A 14,264-nucleotide genomic window follows, 5' to 3' on the forward strand; every position below is an offset into this window, starting at 1 on the left:
CGTCCGGCGGGGGCGCGAGCCTGCCCGCCGGTAAGCGGTCCCACCGGGGCGGCAGCCTGCCCGGCCCCGGCCCCGGGGTGCGCTCCGGCGAGCACCGCACCCACTCCGGCGAGTCGCGGGCGGTGGTGCCCCTGGGTCGGGGCCCGGACGGGCCGGTGGCGGTGCTGGACAACAGCACGATCGGCGTCGCCCTGCCGGCGGCCGGGAAGCCGCCGCCGCTGCGCCGGCTGGCGCAGACCGACACGCGCCACCATTCCGTCGACGACGTGCTGGACCGGCTCTGCGGGCTGCTGGCCGACCCGAACACCGACGACGCCGTAAGGAAACTCGCGCCGGACGACGCCTACCAGGGGAAGCTATGCCCGGGCTGAGGAGGAAGTTGTATCCGGACATTGGTACGGACGAGCTGATTTGCAGAAGCCGCGGTCAGGCATGTTCGCCGCGGGGTTGGGGGTCGCCGAACCAGTTCGTCAGCGCCTCGAGGAGGTCGTCGGTGCCGTTCGGGCCGAGGGCCCACGCGACGTAGCCGTCCGGGCGGACGACAAGGGCGTCGGTGGGTCTTGGCGTGGGGGCGTAAGCGGTGACGAGGTCCACGCGGTCGCGCCAGGCGTCGGTCAGGTCGGCGAGGTGGCTGGAGTCGGTGAGGTCCACCAGCAGTGGCCGGCCCGGACGCATGAGTTCGGCGAGGCGGGTGGCGCGGGTTCCGACATGCAGGGCGAGGTCGGGGGCGAAGCGGCCGGTCAGGGCATGGGGTGTGCCGTGGTGCATCCGGTATCGGACGTCCGAGCCGGCCAGGAGGTCGGTGATCTGTCCGGTGACACCGGGGGTTTCGAGCAGTTCGGCGACGACTTGGCGCAGGGCGGTGGTCGCGGGTCCGGGGGACATCAGCGCCAACTGGGCCTGGGTGTGCGTGGTGACCCGTTCGGCGGCCGGATGACGCTCGGTGTGGTAGCTGTCGAGCAGTCCGGGTGGCGCCCAGCCGTGCACCTGCGCGGCGAGTTTCCAGCCGAGATTGGCCGCGTCCTGCAGCCCGAGGTTGAGTCCGGGCGCGCCGACCGCGGGATGCACGTGGGCGGCATCTCCAGCGAGGAACAACCGGTCGCGACGGTACGAGGTGGCGATGCGGGTGTTCGCGGCGTGCCGGCGGCGCAGCAGATGCGGTCCCGGGGTCGCCGGCGCGGTAAGCGGCAGCTCCTGTCCAAGGACCCGGTTGAGACTGGCGCGCAGCTCGTCGAGGCTGACGGGGGTCTCGTCGGTGATCGGTGGCCCGTTCCACTCGATCACGGACACCATCACCACGCCTGGCTCGTGCGGTACCACCGCGTAGGCGCCGCGTTCGGTGCGATGCCAGGCGTACAGGCCGATCCGGTCACCGCTCGGCAGGGCAAGTTCGGCGGTGGAGGTGCTGACTGATGACGGTGGTACAGCCACATGTGCGGCGCGGGAGATGACGCTCGGATCGGTGAAGCCGGCGAATGGGAGACCGGCCTGCTTGCGTACGGCGCTGCCAGCGCCGTCGCACCCGACGAGATATCGGGTACGCAGCTCATAGCAGCCATCGGGGCCCTGTACCCGCGCGGTTACGCCATCGTCGTCCTGACGCAGTTCCCCTAGCTGGTGCCCGCGTCGCAGGTCCACGCCGAGGTGGAGAGCCCGCTGCTCCAAGAGTGATTCGAGGCGTGTTTGACGGATCTGCAGGCCGTACAGCGGATTGTCGACCAGGCCGGACAGCTTCAAGGGCAGCGCGCCGAACAGGAACGCAGCAGCGGGCTGCGGCCGATCGCCGTGGCCGCCGAAGGACTGGTACAAGCCTCGGTGGTCGAGGAAGCGGACGACCTGACCGATCAAGGCGTTGGCCTTGTGCTCGGTGCTGCGTTCGGGCATTTGCTCGAGCACGACCGGGCGCACGCCGGCAAGCATCAGTTCACCGGCCAACAACAGCCCGACAGGGCCGCCACCCACGATGATCACATTGACGTTCATCGGATTCTCCACTCGGTCGGGTCCGCCGCACAGGACCCCCGCCGACAGTGGCGGGTCGCTGCCGCCACTTCCAGGCGCGCGCCCGGAATCTGCCCCGCGAGTGCTTCGCCGTGGGCGGGCGGGATCAGGGGGTCCTCACTGCCGCGCACGACCGACGTAGGGGCATTGACGGTGGACAGAGCAGCACGCCGGTCGTCGTCGAAGCGCCGCCGGCGAGATCGTGATTCAACGTGGCACCGAAGTGGACGGCCGGTGTCGCGGTGATCGAATCGGATGACCTGCAGACCGTCGCCGGGTCGCTCTGTCCACAGCCGCAGTCGTCCGGAACTCACGAGCTTCTCGTCACCAGCAAGCATGCCGGGCACCATAGCGAGCACCGAATGAGCCAGATGCCCCTACCCCCGGCAGTCCAAAATAGCGCTCGTGAGATAATGGAGCCGAGGCCGACGGATACGCATCTGCCCATTTGCGACGTTGGAGTGGGGTCTTCTCACTTCGAATCCGACGGCATTCGCCCAGCGCAGAGCGATCTACCTCAACGCGGCCATCCCTCTCGGAATGCGAAGTCCCCGATGAAGCAGTCCGCGCGAGGCTTCGTAGGAAGAAACGGCAATCGCCGGATCGTCGCACAGGTGAACCCACCCGACGAACGCCCCTGGGTGTCGGGCCGACACCAGGGGCGGGCAGGTCGGGGTCGACGCCGAGACGTGCGTCGAAATCCGCGGTACCCCCTATGACTGGCACGGACGACCACGCCAGCGCCCGCATCGCTCATCAGCCGTGGTCAGCCATATCCGTTGATTTTTCCGCCAGGACTACGGGAGCCCCGGGCGTCTGCGCGTAGACCAGGAAGCGCAGCGACAACTCCTCCTCGCTGAAGCACTCGCGTAACGGCTGGACCAGGTCCCGGTGCTGCACGCTGCGCTCCCACGCCTCGAACGCGGCCAGGTTGACCCACTCGCTGGTGATCAACCACTGCTCCGGGTCGGCGGCCGAGCGGCACACCTGGTCCACCAGGTGCCCCGGCGTCCCCTCGGCGACCAGGTGCCGGATCGACTGGTACGCGCGGAGGAAGTCCCCCGTGCGCTCGTCCGGCACCCGGACCAGGAACACCACCCGGGCCCGCTGTTCGATCATCCGTCCGCTCCTCTCGTCACGCCGGGCTCGGCCGCCCGGCGGGGTTGTGGTGCCGGGCGGCCCGCCGCGCCGCGCAGCACCAGCGCGCTGTTGAAACCGTCGAACCCGCGGGCGCCGACGAGCGCCACCCGGGAGGCGGGCCGGCGCGGCTCGCGCAGGAAGTCCAGGTCGCAGCCGTCGGCGGGGCGGTCCGGGCCGGCGGAGGCGGGCAGCGTGTCGTGCGCGAAGGCGAGCAGCGCCGTGGCCACGTCCAGCGCCGCCCCGCCCTGGTGGGCCCGGCCGGTCAGCGGCTTCTGGGTGGTCACCGGGACTGGACGCGCCCCGAACACCGCGCGCAGCGCGTCGGCCTCGGCCCGGTCGTGGCGGGGGGTGCCCAGCGCGTCGGGCAGCACCACGTCCACGTCGTCCGGGGCGACCCCGGCCCGGTCCAGGGCCAGCCGCATCGCCCGGGCGTACTGGGCGGGGTCGCCCGCGGAGTCGGGGCCGGTGTGCGCGGCATCGTGGGTGGCCCCCCACCCGGTGACCTCCCCGTAGACCCGCGCGCCCCGGGCCAGGGCGTGCCCCAGTTCCTCCACCACGAACACCGCCCCGCCCTCCGCCGGGACGTACCCGGCGGCGTCGGCGTCGAAGGGCCGGTACGCCCGCCGCGGGTCGGCCTCCGTGCTGAGCAGCCCGGAACGTAGCTGGCAGGCCAGCGCGTACGGGCTCAGTGGGCACTCGGTGGCCCCGGCGATCACCACCGGGGTGCCCCGACGCACGGTGCGCACCGCGTGCGCGAGGCTGTCCAGCCCGCCGGCGGACTCGCTGACCAGCACCCCGCAGGGGCCCTTGAACTGGTGGTGGATGGAGAGCTGCCCGACGCTGGCCGCGTAGAACCAGGCGATCGACTGGTAGGCCCCGACGGTGCGCGAGGGGCCGCCCCAGAGCCGTTGCAGCTCCCGCTGGCCGAACAGGTTCCCGCCGGAGGAACTGGCCAGGGTGACCGCGTACCCGTACGGGTCGGGGGCCCGCTCGGGCAGCCCGGCGTCGGCCAGCGCCAGCCGGGTGGCCGCGAACCCCAGGTGGGTCCACCGGTCGGTCTGCACCAACCGGCGGTTGTCCGCCCAGGTCAGCGCCTCGAAGCCGGGCACCTCACCGGCGAGCCGGGTGGGGTAGGTCGCCGGGTCGAACAGGGTGATCGGGCCGGTGCGCCGGGTCCGCGTGGACACCGTGGACCAGTGCGCGTCTGCGCCGACTCCGCTCGGGGCGACCACCCCGATGCCGGTGACCACCGCCCGGGCGGTCACCCGGCCACCGCCGGTGACAGCCGGCGGAACAGCATCGCCGACTGGAAGCCGCCGAAGCCGCTGCCCACCGACAGCGCCACGTCCACCGGCAGCTCCCGCGCCACGTTCGGCACGTAGTCCAGGTCGCACTCCGGGTCGCGGGTGCTCCAGTTGGCCGTCGGCGGCACCACCCCGTACTCGACGGCCAGGGCGCAGGCGGCCATCTCGATGGAGCCGATCGCGCCGAGCGAGTGCCCCACCATCGACTTGATGGAGCTGATCGGCACCCGGTGGGCGGCCTCGCCGAGGGCCCGTTTGAACGCCGCCGTCTCGTGCCGGTCGTTCTGCCGGGTGCCCGAGCCGTGCGCGCTGATGTAGGAGACCTGCGAGGTGTTCAGCCGGGCCTGCTTCAGGGTGGCCGAGATGGCCAGCCCCATCTCCAGCCCGTCCGGGCGCAGCCCGGTCATGTGGTAGCCGTTGCTGCGGCTGGCGTACCCGGCCAGCTCGCAGTAGACGTGCGCGCCCCGGCGGCGGGCGTGCCCGTACTCCTCCAGCACCAGCACCGCCGCGCCCTCGGCGAGGACGAACCCGTGCCGGTCGGCGTCGAACGGGCGCGAGGCGTGCGCCGGGTCGTCGTTGTCGGGGCTGGTCGCCTTGATCGCGTCGAAGGAGGCGACGGTGACCGGGGAGATCGGCGAGTCGGCCGCCCCGGCCAGCACGATGTCGGCCTCGCCGTCGGCGATGAGCTGGTGGGCGTACCCGATGGCGTCGATGCCGGAGGTGCAGCCGGTGGAGATCACCTGCGCCGGGCCGTGCAGCCCGTGCCGGCAGGCCACGTCGGCGGCCAGGCTGCTGGGGATCAGGGCCTGGTACAGGTACGGCCCGCCGCGCGCGTGGTCGACGAGCCAGCGGCTGCCGGAGTCGCTGACGGTGACGTACTCCTGTTCCAGCGCCATGGTGCCGCCGACGGCGGTGCCGAGCACCACCCCGGCGCGGTCCCGCTCGGCATCGGTCAGCTCCAGCCCGCTGTCGGCGACCGCCTCGATCGAGCACGCGAGGGCGAACTGCACGTACCGGTCGGCGCGGCGCCGCTCGGCCTCGGTGAGCCCGGCGGCGACCGGGTCGAAGTCGCACTCGGCGGCGATCCGGGAGCGGAACGGCGACGGGTCGAAGAAACTGATCCGCCGCGTCGCCGTCCGCCCCTCGGTGATCGTCTTCCAGAACCGGTCCCGGGTCACGCCGCCCGGGGCGACCACCCCGATGCCGGTCACCACCGTGCGGCGCGCGGTCACGACACGCCCCGCTGTTCGACCAGTTCGGTGTCGACGTGGCCGAGCTCCGGACGGGGCGCGAGCGGGCCCAGGTGGAACACCACCTCGGCCGGCTCGGTGCCGGTGTTGCGCAGCCGGTGGCGGACGTTGACCGGCACGAACAGGGACTCACCGGCGGCCAGCGGCACCGGCCGGTCGTCCAGGTCGACGGTGATCGCCCCGCGCGTCACGTACAGGAACTCCTCGCTGTAGGGGTGGTAGTGCTCGGCGATCCGCTCCCCCGGGGCCAGCACCGCCACCCCCATGAACCCGGAGGTGCTGCCGACCGTCTTCGGGCCGAGCAGCACCCGCAGCTCGCCGCCGCGGCGCCGGTCGGCCGGCACGTCCCGGCCGGCGACGGGCCGGTGCGCCGGTGTGCCCGCCGTGGTCCGCTGGTCGGTGGTCTCACTCATCGTCGCCTCCCGTGCTGGTGGAGCGGGTTCCGGCCGCCCGCTCGATCCGTTCCTTGATCACCGCGAGCTGGACGCGGCTGTTGGCGTTGATCCGCGCGGTCATCCCCGCGTTGTCCAACGGCGCCTGCGGGCGCATCGCGAAGTCCTGCACCCAGGTCATCCGGGTGCCGTCGGGCTCGGTGTCGTAGTGCCAGCGGATCCGCATGTACTCGAACGGGCCGGTCTCCACCCGGTGCGCCCGCACCTCGCGGTTCTCCCAGTCGGTGGTGCGTTCGCTGACCCAGCTCCACACCGTGCCGTTCTCGTCCGGGTGCATGGTCAGCCGGAACCGGACGGTGCGACCGTCACGTTCGAGGATGTCCACCGCGGCGTACTCGGTGAACAGGTCCGGCCAGTTCGCCACGTCGTTGGTCAGCTTCCAGACCAGCGGCAGGGGCGCGGCGATGACGATGCTGTTCTCGGTGTGCCCGGGCGGGTCGGTCTCCCGGGCGACCAGGTCGGCGACGGCGTCGATGCTCAGCCGCCCGGCCTCCTCCGGGATGCGCACCCGGTAACGGTCGGCGAGCACGGCCGACAGTTCGAGCAGGGCGAGCGAGTCCATGCCGAGGTCCTCCAGGGACGCGGCCGGTTCCCGGGCCGCGGCCTCGGCGTCCAGGCCACAGTGCGCCACCAGGATGTCGGTGATCTCGGCGGTCAACGGTCGCCCGTGCGTGACGGTCATCAGTTTCTCCTCTGGTCGGGGCCGGACGGCGCGGCGCCGTCGGCGACGGCGGTGGCGACGGCGGGTGTTCCCCCACCGGCCGGTGCGGCGGGGGCACCCGGAACGCGCGGGCGGAGCCCGGCCGGGGGCACGGTCGCGGTGCCCCCGGCTCGCGGGACTCCGGTCGCGGCGGCGTGGGTGCCGGCGCCGGTGGTGGCACCCGCTGCGGGCGCGGCGCCGTCGGCTCCCCGGGCGGGGGCGCCGGTTGCCGTGGCGCCGCCGGCCGGGTCGGCGGCGCACAGCAGCCGCTCGACCAGGCCGGTCGAGTAGCGACCCGCGCGGAAGGCGGCGTCGTCGAGCACCCGCCGGACGAAGGGGATGGTGGTCCGCACGCCCGGCCCGCCGATGTCGAACTCGTCGAGCGCCCGGTCCAGGCGGTCCAGCGCCAGCCCCCGCTCCGGCGCCCACACGGCGACCTTGGCCAGCAGGGAGTCGTAGTGGGGGCCGACGACGTAGCCGGGTCGGCCGTGGGTGTCCACCCGGGTGAACGGCCCCCCGGGCGGGTGGAACCGGTCCAGCCGGCCGGGGGTGGGCGCGAACCCGCGGTCCGGGTCCTCCACGTTGACCCGGCACTCCACCGCGACCCCGTGCGGGCGGACGTCGGACTGCCGCAGCCGCAGCGGCGTCCCGGCGGCGATGTGCAACTGCTCGTGCACCAGGTCGATCCCGGTGATCATCTCGGTGACCGGGTGCTCCACCTGGATCCGGCAGTTGATCTCCAGGAAGTGGAACCGGTCGGCGTCGTCCACCAGGAACTCGACCGTGCCGGCGCCGGCGAAGCCGACCTCCAGCACACCCCGCAACGCGGTCCGCGCGATGCTGTCCGCGACGGCCGCCGGCAGCGACGGGGCGGGCGCCTCCTCCACCAGCTTCTGGTGCCGCCGCTGCACCGAGCAGTCCCGGGTGCCCAGGTGCACGCCGTTGCCGTCGCCGTCGCAGAGCACCTGCACCTCGACGTGCCGCGCGTCGGTCAGGTACCGCTCGACGTACACCCGGTCGTCGCCGAAGGCAGCCTGGGCGGCGGCCCGGGTCCGCGCGTACGCCCGGGGCAGGTCGCCCGGGGTGCGTACCACGGTCATGCCGCGCCCGCCGCCGCCGGCGGCGGCCTTCACGATCACCGGGTAGCCGACCTCGGCGGCGACCTCGACGGCCCGCTGCGCCGTCGGCAGGGTCTCCACGCTGCCCGGGGGCAGCGGCAGCCCGGCCCGGCGCATCCACGCCCGCGCGGTGGCCTTGTCCGCCAGCGCGGACATCACGTGCGGCGGCGGGCCGATGAACGTGAGCCCGTTGTCGGCGCAGATCTCGGCGAAGTCGGCGTCCTCGGAGAGGAACCCGTAGCCCGGGTGCACGGCCTGCGCCCCGGTGCGCCGGGCCGCCTCGACGATCGCCGCCGCGTTGAGGTAGCTGCGCCGGGCGTCCGCCGGCCCGATCCGGACCGCCTCGTCGGCCAGCCGCACGACGGCGGAGTCGGCGTCGGCGCTGGAGTAGACGGCCACCGTGCGCACGCCCAGCTCCCGGCAGGCCCGCAGCACCCGCAGCGCGATCTCGCCCCGGTTGGCGATCAGTACCTTCTCGAACATCTCCCCACCCGACCTAGGCTGGTTCCAGCGCGACCAGCGGCTGGTCGTACTCCACCGGCGCCGCGTCGTCGGCGAGCACCGCCGTCACCCGGCCGGCCCGGTCGGCCGTGACCTCGTTCATCAGCTTCATCGCCTCGACGATCCCCACCACCTGACCGGCGCGGACCAGGTCCCCGACCGCGACGAACGGCGCGGCGCCGGGTTCCGGCGCGCGGTAGAACGTGCCGACGACCGGCGACCGCACGACGGCGCGGTCGGTCTCCCCGCCCTGCGGCGCGGGCTCGGCGCGCGGGGCGGGCGGGACGGACGTCCGCTCCACCGTCCCGTGCCACTCCACCTCCAGGGCGGCCTGCCCGCTGCTCAGCCGCACCCGGCGCACCGGGCCGGCCAGCTCGGCGACGAGGTCCCGGGCGTGCCGGCGCAGCCCCGCCAGCACCGCGTCGTCGGGCATCGCCTCGGCGCTCACCGGGTGCCCCCCACCGTGACGCCCAGGCTGCCGGCCCGGGCCGCGCCGTACCGGCGGAACCGCTGCCGGCGGCGGCGTACCAGCGTCGCGGGCGGCACGTCGAGCAGCGGGGCCAGGTTCGCCAGCACCGCACGGCGCAGCAGTTCCCCGGCGGCCTCCGGGTCCGCGTGGGCCGCCGGCGCCGGCTCCGCCACGATGTCGTCGGCGATGCCGAGCGCGCACAGGTCCGGCGCCGTCAGCCGCAGCGCCCGGGCCGCCTGCGGGGCCGCGGAGCTGTCCGGCCAGAGGATCGCGGCACACCCCTCGGGGCTGATCACCGAGTAGATCGCGTGCTGGAGCATCAGCACCCGGTCGGCGACCGCGAGGGCCAGCGCCCCACCACTGCCGCCCTCGCCGGTGACCACCGCGACCACCGGCACCGGCAGGCTGCTCAGGGTGAGGATGTTCTCGGCGATGGCCGCCGCCTGCCCCTGCTCCTCGGCACGTATCCCGGGGTCCGCCCCGGGGGTGTCGACGAGGGTGACCACCGGCAGGCCCAGCCGGGCGGCGAGCCGCATCAGCCGCAGCGCCTTGCGGTGCCCGGCGGGGCTGGCCATCCCGAAGTTGCGGGCGACGAGTTCGGCGGTGTTGTGCCCCTTCTGGTGGCCGATGACCATCACGTGCCGGTCGCCGAGCCGGGCCAGCCCGCCGACCACGGCCGGGCAGTCGGCGCCCAGCCGGTCGCCGTGCAGCTCGACGAAGCCGTCGAACGCGGTGCCGAGGTAGTCCAGGGTGGTCGGTCGGCCCGGGTGGCGGGCCGTCCGCACCGTGTCCCACGGATCGCCCGCGCCGGCCAGGTCCCCGTCGACCCGACCCCCGTCGACCCGACCCGCCGGCGCGCCGGCCAGCCGGCCAGCCGGCGCGTCTGCCCCGGCGCGGCCGGACGGCATCTCGCTCGTGGCCCGGCCCGCCGTGACGGCGAGCCCGACACGGACGTGGCCGGCCGGCCCGGCGGCGGGCTGGCGGAGCACCAACTGCCCGGCCTCCGGCCGGCACACCGGCCGCCGGTCCGTCGCCCGCCGCTCCGCGCGGGCGCAGTGGGCCGCCGCGAGCAGCGCCAGCAGCCGCGCCCGCAGGGACCGCCGCTGCACCACCATGTCGACCTGGCCGTGCCGCAGCAGGAACTCGGCGGTCTGGAACCCCTCGGGCAGGGCCCGCCGGGTGATCTGGCGGATCACCCGGGGGCCGGCGAAGCCCATCCGCGCGCCGCTCTCGGCCAGCACCACGTCGGTGTTGGTGGCGAACGACGCCGCCACGCCCCCGTACGTCGGGTCGGTCAGCACGCTCACCGTCAGCAGCCCCGCCTCGCGCAGCGCCGCCACCGCCTGGCTCACCGTGGCCATCTGCATCAGCGACAGGGCGCCCTCCTGCATCCGCGCCCCGCCGGAGGCGGTGACCAGCACCAACGGGACGCCGTCGGCCAGCGCCCGCTCGGCGGCACGGGTGATCAGCTCGCCGACCACGCAGCCCAGGCTGCCGCCGAGGAACCGGAAGTCCATCACCGCCAGCGCCACCGGGTGGCCCCCGATCGTGGCCGTGCCGCAGACCACGGCCTCGGTCAGGCCGGTGCCGGACCGGGCCGCCATCAGCCGGTGCGGGTACGGCAGCACGTCGACGAAACCGATCGGGTCCACATCGTCCGGACGGTCCGGCAGGACGACGAAGGAGGACGGGTCCACCAGCTGACGCAGCCGCTCCGGCGCGCCGAGCCGGACGTGCGAGCCGCACTCCGGGCAGACGTCCAGGTTGCGCCGCAGCCGCTTGCGGTAGAGCAGGGCGGCGCACCCGTCGCAGCGCGACCAGAGTTGCTCGCCGCGACCGACCGTGGCGGTCACGACCGCCGCCCGGCTGCCGGGTCCCCGCGGTGGCAGCAGCCCGCCACCGGTGCCCGCCCCGGCCGCCCGGTCTCCCCCGGCCGGACGTGGCGGTCGTACGGCGGGCACGGCGACCGGTGCCGGCCCTCGGCCGGGCGCGGCAGCGCCGTCGCGACGGGCCCGGCGAAGACCCTGGCGCACTGCTCGACGGTGGTCGGGACCACCTGGGCGACGATCATCGAACGATCCATGGACGTGCCTCCCTAGGGCGCGTGGCGGGCGTGGCCTGGCCCGTCCGTCACGCGGGACGACTGCCGTCACGGTGCGCGTGCCACCGTCACGGCGGCGTCACCACCGAACGCCGACCGGACACGACCTGTGGTGACGATGCGTTGATGCAAGCTGTGAACAATCCATGCCGGACCTTTGAGCCACCTGACGGTGGCGACAAGTTTTCGCAGTTGAGAAGCTGTCAGCCAGGCGGCACGGCTCCAACCTTCACAGACACCATGTTGACTCACCGTAATCGGTAGGGTTAACCTCCGAGAGGGCCAGCCCGGCGGTCGCGGCGCTCGGCCCGGTGCCTTGTGGAGCCACCGGCGACAGTGGCGTCCCGGGTACGCCGCGCCGGGACACACGACAGTCCGGACGAGGTCCGGTGCAGGGGGTGCCGCCGTGACCGCTGATCCGCCCACGCCGACCAGGCAGGACGATCCCTCCCCATCGGTCTCGCTGCACCTGCTCGGCGGCTTCCGCCTGCTGCACGACGGGACCCCGGTCGTCGTGCCCCGCGGGCTGCAACGGGTCCTCGCCCTGATCGGGCTGCGCCCCGGCGCAACCCGCAGCCACCTCGCCGGCCTGCTCTGGCCCGAGGCGCCCGAGGAGCGCGCCCTGTCCTCCCTGCGGACCGCGCTCTGGCGGCTGCGCCAGGACCCGTGCTGCCCGCTGGTCACCACCGGTGACACCGCACGCCTGCACCCCCGCGTCCGGCTCGACGTCGACGAGCTGACCGCCACCGCCGCCCGGGTGCGCGACGGCGACGACCCGGGCACCACCAGCGCCGCCCGCACCGCCGGCCGGCACGACCTGCTGCCCGGCTGGTACGACGACTGGGTGCTGCTGGACCGGGAACGGCTGCGCCAGCTACGGCTGCACATGCTGGAACAGATGGCCCGCAACCACATCGCGGCGGGCCGGCACGGGGAGGCTCTGGAGGCCGCGCTGGAGGCGATGGCGGCGGAACCACTGCGCGAGACCCCGCACCGGCTGGTGGTCCGCATCCACCTCGCCGAGGGCAACGTGTTCGAGGCCGTGCACGCCTTCTACGCCTACCGCGACATGCTGCTGCGGGAGCTGCGCCTGGAGCCGTCCCCGGCGATGTCCGCCCTGCTGCACGACACGCTGGCGCCGATCCGGCAGGCCACCCGGCCGGCCGCGCCCGAGCCGCGCCGCGAGCCGGCCCCCCGCACCGGCCCCCGCCCGCGCTGACCCGTCACCACTTCCGCACGGACCGTGACGGCAACGTGACAGGACGGCCGGCAAGGTGGGCGGCAACGGTGCACATGGTCACCCGACCGTGATCCAGGAGCACCACCGGCGGGAGGGGTCCCATGAGTCGTCTACTGATCGTCAGCCGAATCATCCCCGGCGCGGAAGGCCGGGTGGCGCAGATCTTCGCCGAAGCCGACGCGACGGAGCTGCCGGGCCTCACCGGGGTCCGGCACCGCTCCCTGTACTGCCTGCACGACCTGTGCGTACACCTGATGGAGACCGAGGACGTCGACCCCGACGCCCTGGCCGAGGCGCGCAACCACCCGCTGTACCTCCAGGTCAACGAGCGGCTCTCCGCGCACACCTCGCCGTACCTGCCGACGTGGCGCTCACCGCGCGACGCGATGGCCGGCTGCTTCTACAACTGGGACGCCACCCCGTCGGTCAGCACCACCCGCACGGCCGGCTGACCCGGAGCCGGCCCCGTGTCCGCCAAGGGTCCACACGTACTGGTCATCGGGGCCGGCACCGGCGGCCTGTGCCTGGCCCACGGGCTGCGCCGGGCCGGCCTCTCCGTCTCGGTGTACGAACGACACACCACCCGCGCCGACGGGCTGCTCGGCTACCGCGTCGGCATCAGCCCCTCCGGCAGCAGGGCGCTGCGCGAGTGCCTACCGCCGGAGCTGTTCGACACCTTCGTCGTCACCTGCGCCCGCGCCCCCCGCTACTTCAACGTCATCACCGAGCGACTGCGCCAGACCGCGTCGTTCGAGCTGCGACCGGACACCGACCCGGTCGACACCGAACGCTCCGTCGCCCGGATGACCCTGCGCCAGGTGCTGCTCACCGGCCTGGAGGACGTCGTCCACTTCGGCCGGACCTTCACCCGGTACGAACAACGCGACGACGGCACCGTCACCGCCCACTTCGCCGACGGCAGCAGCGCCACCGGCGACCTGCTGGTGGCCGCGGACGGCACGCACTCCGCGGTCCGCCGCCAGTACCTGCCGCACGCCGCCAGCCGGGACGCCGGGACGATCAACATCGCCACCCGGATCCCACTGACCGAGCACACCCGCGAGCTGATCCCGCAGCGCCTCCAGCAGGGCATCTCGCTGATCTTCGGCGCCGGTGGAATGATGGGTGTGCTGCACGTGATGGAGTTCAAGTGGGACCGCCACGGCGAGATCAAGCCCGGGGTCGGCGCCGCCGACACCGCGCTGTTGCGCCGCTGGCCGGGCCTGCGCCACGACACCACCCGCGACAACATCAACCTCATCGTGTGGAGCGCCACCCGCCGGTTCCCCGCCGACATCATGCGGCGGCGGGGCGGCGAACTGGTCGAGGTCGCCCAGGAACTCACCCACGGCTGGCATCCGCGACTGCGCGAGCTGCTGGCCCGCTGCGACCCGGGCAGCGCCCTGCCGGTCAAGGTGTCCACCGCCGAGCCGGTCGCACCGTGGAAGAGCAGCACCGTCACCCTGCTCGGCGACGCGATCCACAGCATGACCCCGGGCCGTGGGGTCGGCGCGAACACCGCCCTGCGCGACGCCGCCCTGCTCACCCGGCAGATCAGGCTGGCGGCCTCCGGCGACAAGACCCTGGTGCAGGCCGTCGCCGACTACGAGGCCGAGATGATCCCGTACGGCTTCGCCCGGGTCGCCGAATCGTTGCGCAGCAGCGGCACCAGCGGCGACGACGCGCTGTACCGGCCGGTGATCGGCCGGCTCGCGCTGCTCGGGGCACGAAGCTACTTCGGCGTGAGCAGCCGGGTGCCCGCGCTGCGCCGCAGGTTCGTCGACGACTTCTACACCTACCGCGGCGAGGCCGACTGAACCAGCCGGCGTGGCCCCGGCACCGCCTGGCGGTGCCGGGGCCACCCGCCGTCCGGAGCCGTCCCGGTGCCCCCGATGGACGCCGGCGACGACGGGGCGGGCTCGGCCCGGCGACGCGGCGGTACGCGACGCCCCCGCACCACGTTCGGTAACCCCACCGCCACCCCCGGT

The 14,264-nt window shown here is 74.0% G+C and carries 13 protein-coding genes and 1 pseudogene; 4 read left to right on the forward strand and 10 right to left on the reverse strand.

What is annotated here, in order from left to right:
• Positions 1-77: 77 nt before the first annotated feature.
• On the forward strand, positions 78-371 hold the full coding sequence (locus C5N14_RS17740; RefSeq protein ID WP_128763599.1) for a hypothetical protein: 294 nt from the start codon (positions 78-80) through the stop codon (positions 369-371).
• A 55-nt stretch (positions 372-426) separates the two neighbouring features.
• Here C5N14_RS17740 and C5N14_RS17745 read toward each other — a convergent pair whose 3' ends face one another.
• The 10 genes and pseudogenes from C5N14_RS17745 to C5N14_RS17790 form a co-directional block, all read right to left on the reverse strand.
• The gene (locus C5N14_RS17745; RefSeq protein ID WP_117669216.1) at positions 427-1,983 is read right to left on the reverse strand and encodes an FAD-dependent monooxygenase; all 1,557 of its coding nucleotides are present in this window, start codon (positions 1,981-1,983) and stop codon (positions 427-429) included.
• 774 nt (positions 1,984-2,757) lie between these two features.
• The gene (locus C5N14_RS17750) at positions 2,758-3,120 is read right to left on the reverse strand and encodes an antibiotic biosynthesis monooxygenase (RefSeq protein ID WP_117669217.1); all 363 of its coding nucleotides are present in this window, start codon (positions 3,118-3,120) and stop codon (positions 2,758-2,760) included.
• On the reverse strand, positions 3,117-4,406 hold the full coding sequence (locus tag C5N14_RS17755; RefSeq protein ID WP_117669218.1) for a beta-ketoacyl synthase N-terminal-like domain-containing protein: 1,290 nt from the start codon (positions 4,404-4,406) through the stop codon (positions 3,117-3,119). The genes C5N14_RS17750 and C5N14_RS17755 overlap by 4 nt, the downstream gene beginning before the upstream one ends.
• Positions 4,403-5,677 carry a beta-ketoacyl synthase gene (locus tag C5N14_RS17760; protein WP_117669219.1) on the reverse strand — a complete coding sequence of 425 codons (1,275 nt, stop codon included), beginning with the start codon at positions 5,675-5,677 and terminating at the stop codon, positions 4,403-4,405. The genes C5N14_RS17755 and C5N14_RS17760 overlap by 4 nt, the downstream gene beginning before the upstream one ends.
• Positions 5,674-6,108 carry a cupin domain-containing protein gene (locus C5N14_RS17765; protein WP_243639715.1) on the reverse strand — a complete coding sequence of 145 codons (435 nt, stop codon included), beginning with the start codon at positions 6,106-6,108 and terminating at the stop codon, positions 5,674-5,676. Before C5N14_RS17765 ends, C5N14_RS17760 begins: the two co-directional genes overlap by 4 nt.
• Positions 6,101-6,829: an SRPBCC family protein gene (locus tag C5N14_RS17770; protein ID WP_117669220.1), complete on the reverse strand. Its 729-nt coding sequence runs from the start codon at positions 6,827-6,829 to the stop codon at positions 6,101-6,103. Before C5N14_RS17770 ends, C5N14_RS17765 begins: the two co-directional genes overlap by 8 nt.
• 278 nt (positions 6,830-7,107) lie before the next feature.
• Positions 7,108-8,448, reverse strand: a pseudogene (locus C5N14_RS17775) (acetyl/propionyl/methylcrotonyl-CoA carboxylase subunit alpha); the annotation flags it as partial.
• Between the two features lie 13 nt (positions 8,449-8,461).
• Entirely contained in the window at positions 8,462-8,899 is a 438-nt protein-coding gene (accB, locus tag C5N14_RS17780; protein ID WP_117669316.1) for an acetyl-CoA carboxylase biotin carboxyl carrier protein, read from the reverse strand.
• Positions 8,900-8,910: 11 nt separating this feature from the next.
• Positions 8,911-10,788 carry an acetyl-CoA carboxylase carboxyltransferase subunit alpha gene (locus tag C5N14_RS17785; protein ID WP_117669221.1) on the reverse strand — a complete coding sequence of 626 codons (1,878 nt, stop codon included), beginning with the start codon at positions 10,786-10,788 and terminating at the stop codon, positions 8,911-8,913.
• Positions 10,785-11,018, reverse strand: coding sequence for a hypothetical protein (locus C5N14_RS17790; protein ID WP_128763600.1), 234 nt, complete (start codon positions 11,016-11,018; stop codon positions 10,785-10,787). The genes C5N14_RS17785 and C5N14_RS17790 overlap by 4 nt, the downstream gene beginning before the upstream one ends.
• Before the next feature lie 424 nt (positions 11,019-11,442).
• Here C5N14_RS17790 and C5N14_RS17795 point away from each other — a divergent pair, with 424 nt between their 5' ends.
• The 3 genes from C5N14_RS17795 to C5N14_RS17805 all read left to right on the forward strand — a co-directional run bounded on the left by C5N14_RS17795 (position 11,443) and on the right by C5N14_RS17805 (position 14,093).
• Positions 11,443-12,255: a BTAD domain-containing putative transcriptional regulator gene (locus tag C5N14_RS17795; RefSeq protein WP_117669223.1), complete on the forward strand. Its 813-nt coding sequence runs from the start codon at positions 11,443-11,445 to the stop codon at positions 12,253-12,255.
• 122 nt (positions 12,256-12,377) lie between these two features.
• Positions 12,378-12,728, forward strand: coding sequence for a TcmI family type II polyketide cyclase (locus C5N14_RS17800; protein ID WP_117669224.1), 351 nt, complete (start codon positions 12,378-12,380; stop codon positions 12,726-12,728).
• A 15-nt stretch (positions 12,729-12,743) separates the two neighbouring features.
• Positions 12,744-14,093: an NAD(P)/FAD-dependent oxidoreductase gene (locus C5N14_RS17805; protein ID WP_117669225.1), complete on the forward strand. Its 1,350-nt coding sequence runs from the start codon at positions 12,744-12,746 to the stop codon at positions 14,091-14,093.
• Positions 14,094-14,264 lie beyond the last annotated feature (171 nt).

Origin of the sequence: Micromonospora sp. MW-13 (assembly GCF_003434305.1) — a bacterium.
GTDB lineage: Bacteria > Actinomycetota > Actinomycetes > Mycobacteriales > Micromonosporaceae > Micromonospora.

Coding starts and splice junctions, on each gene's coding strand:
- C5N14_RS17790 (WP_128763600.1), bottom strand. CDS start 11,018: ATGGATCGTTCGATGATCGTCGCCCAGGTGGTCCCGACCACCGTCGAG.
- C5N14_RS17745 (WP_117669216.1), bottom strand. CDS start 1,983: ATGAACGTCAATGTGATCATCGTGGGTGGCGGCCCTGTCGGGCTGTTG.
- C5N14_RS17800 (WP_117669224.1), top strand. CDS start 12,378: ATGAGTCGTCTACTGATCGTCAGCCGAATCATCCCCGGCGCGGAAGGC.
- accB (WP_117669316.1), bottom strand. CDS start 8,899: ATGCCCGACGACGCGGTGCTGGCGGGGCTGCGCCGGCACGCCCGGGAC.
- C5N14_RS17765 (WP_243639715.1), bottom strand. CDS start 6,108: ATGAGTGAGACCACCGACCAGCGGACCACGGCGGGCACACCGGCGCAC.
- C5N14_RS17770 (WP_117669220.1), bottom strand. CDS start 6,829: ATGACCGTCACGCACGGGCGACCGTTGACCGCCGAGATCACCGACATC.
- C5N14_RS17750 (WP_117669217.1), bottom strand. CDS start 3,120: ATGATCGAACAGCGGGCCCGGGTGGTGTTCCTGGTCCGGGTGCCGGAC.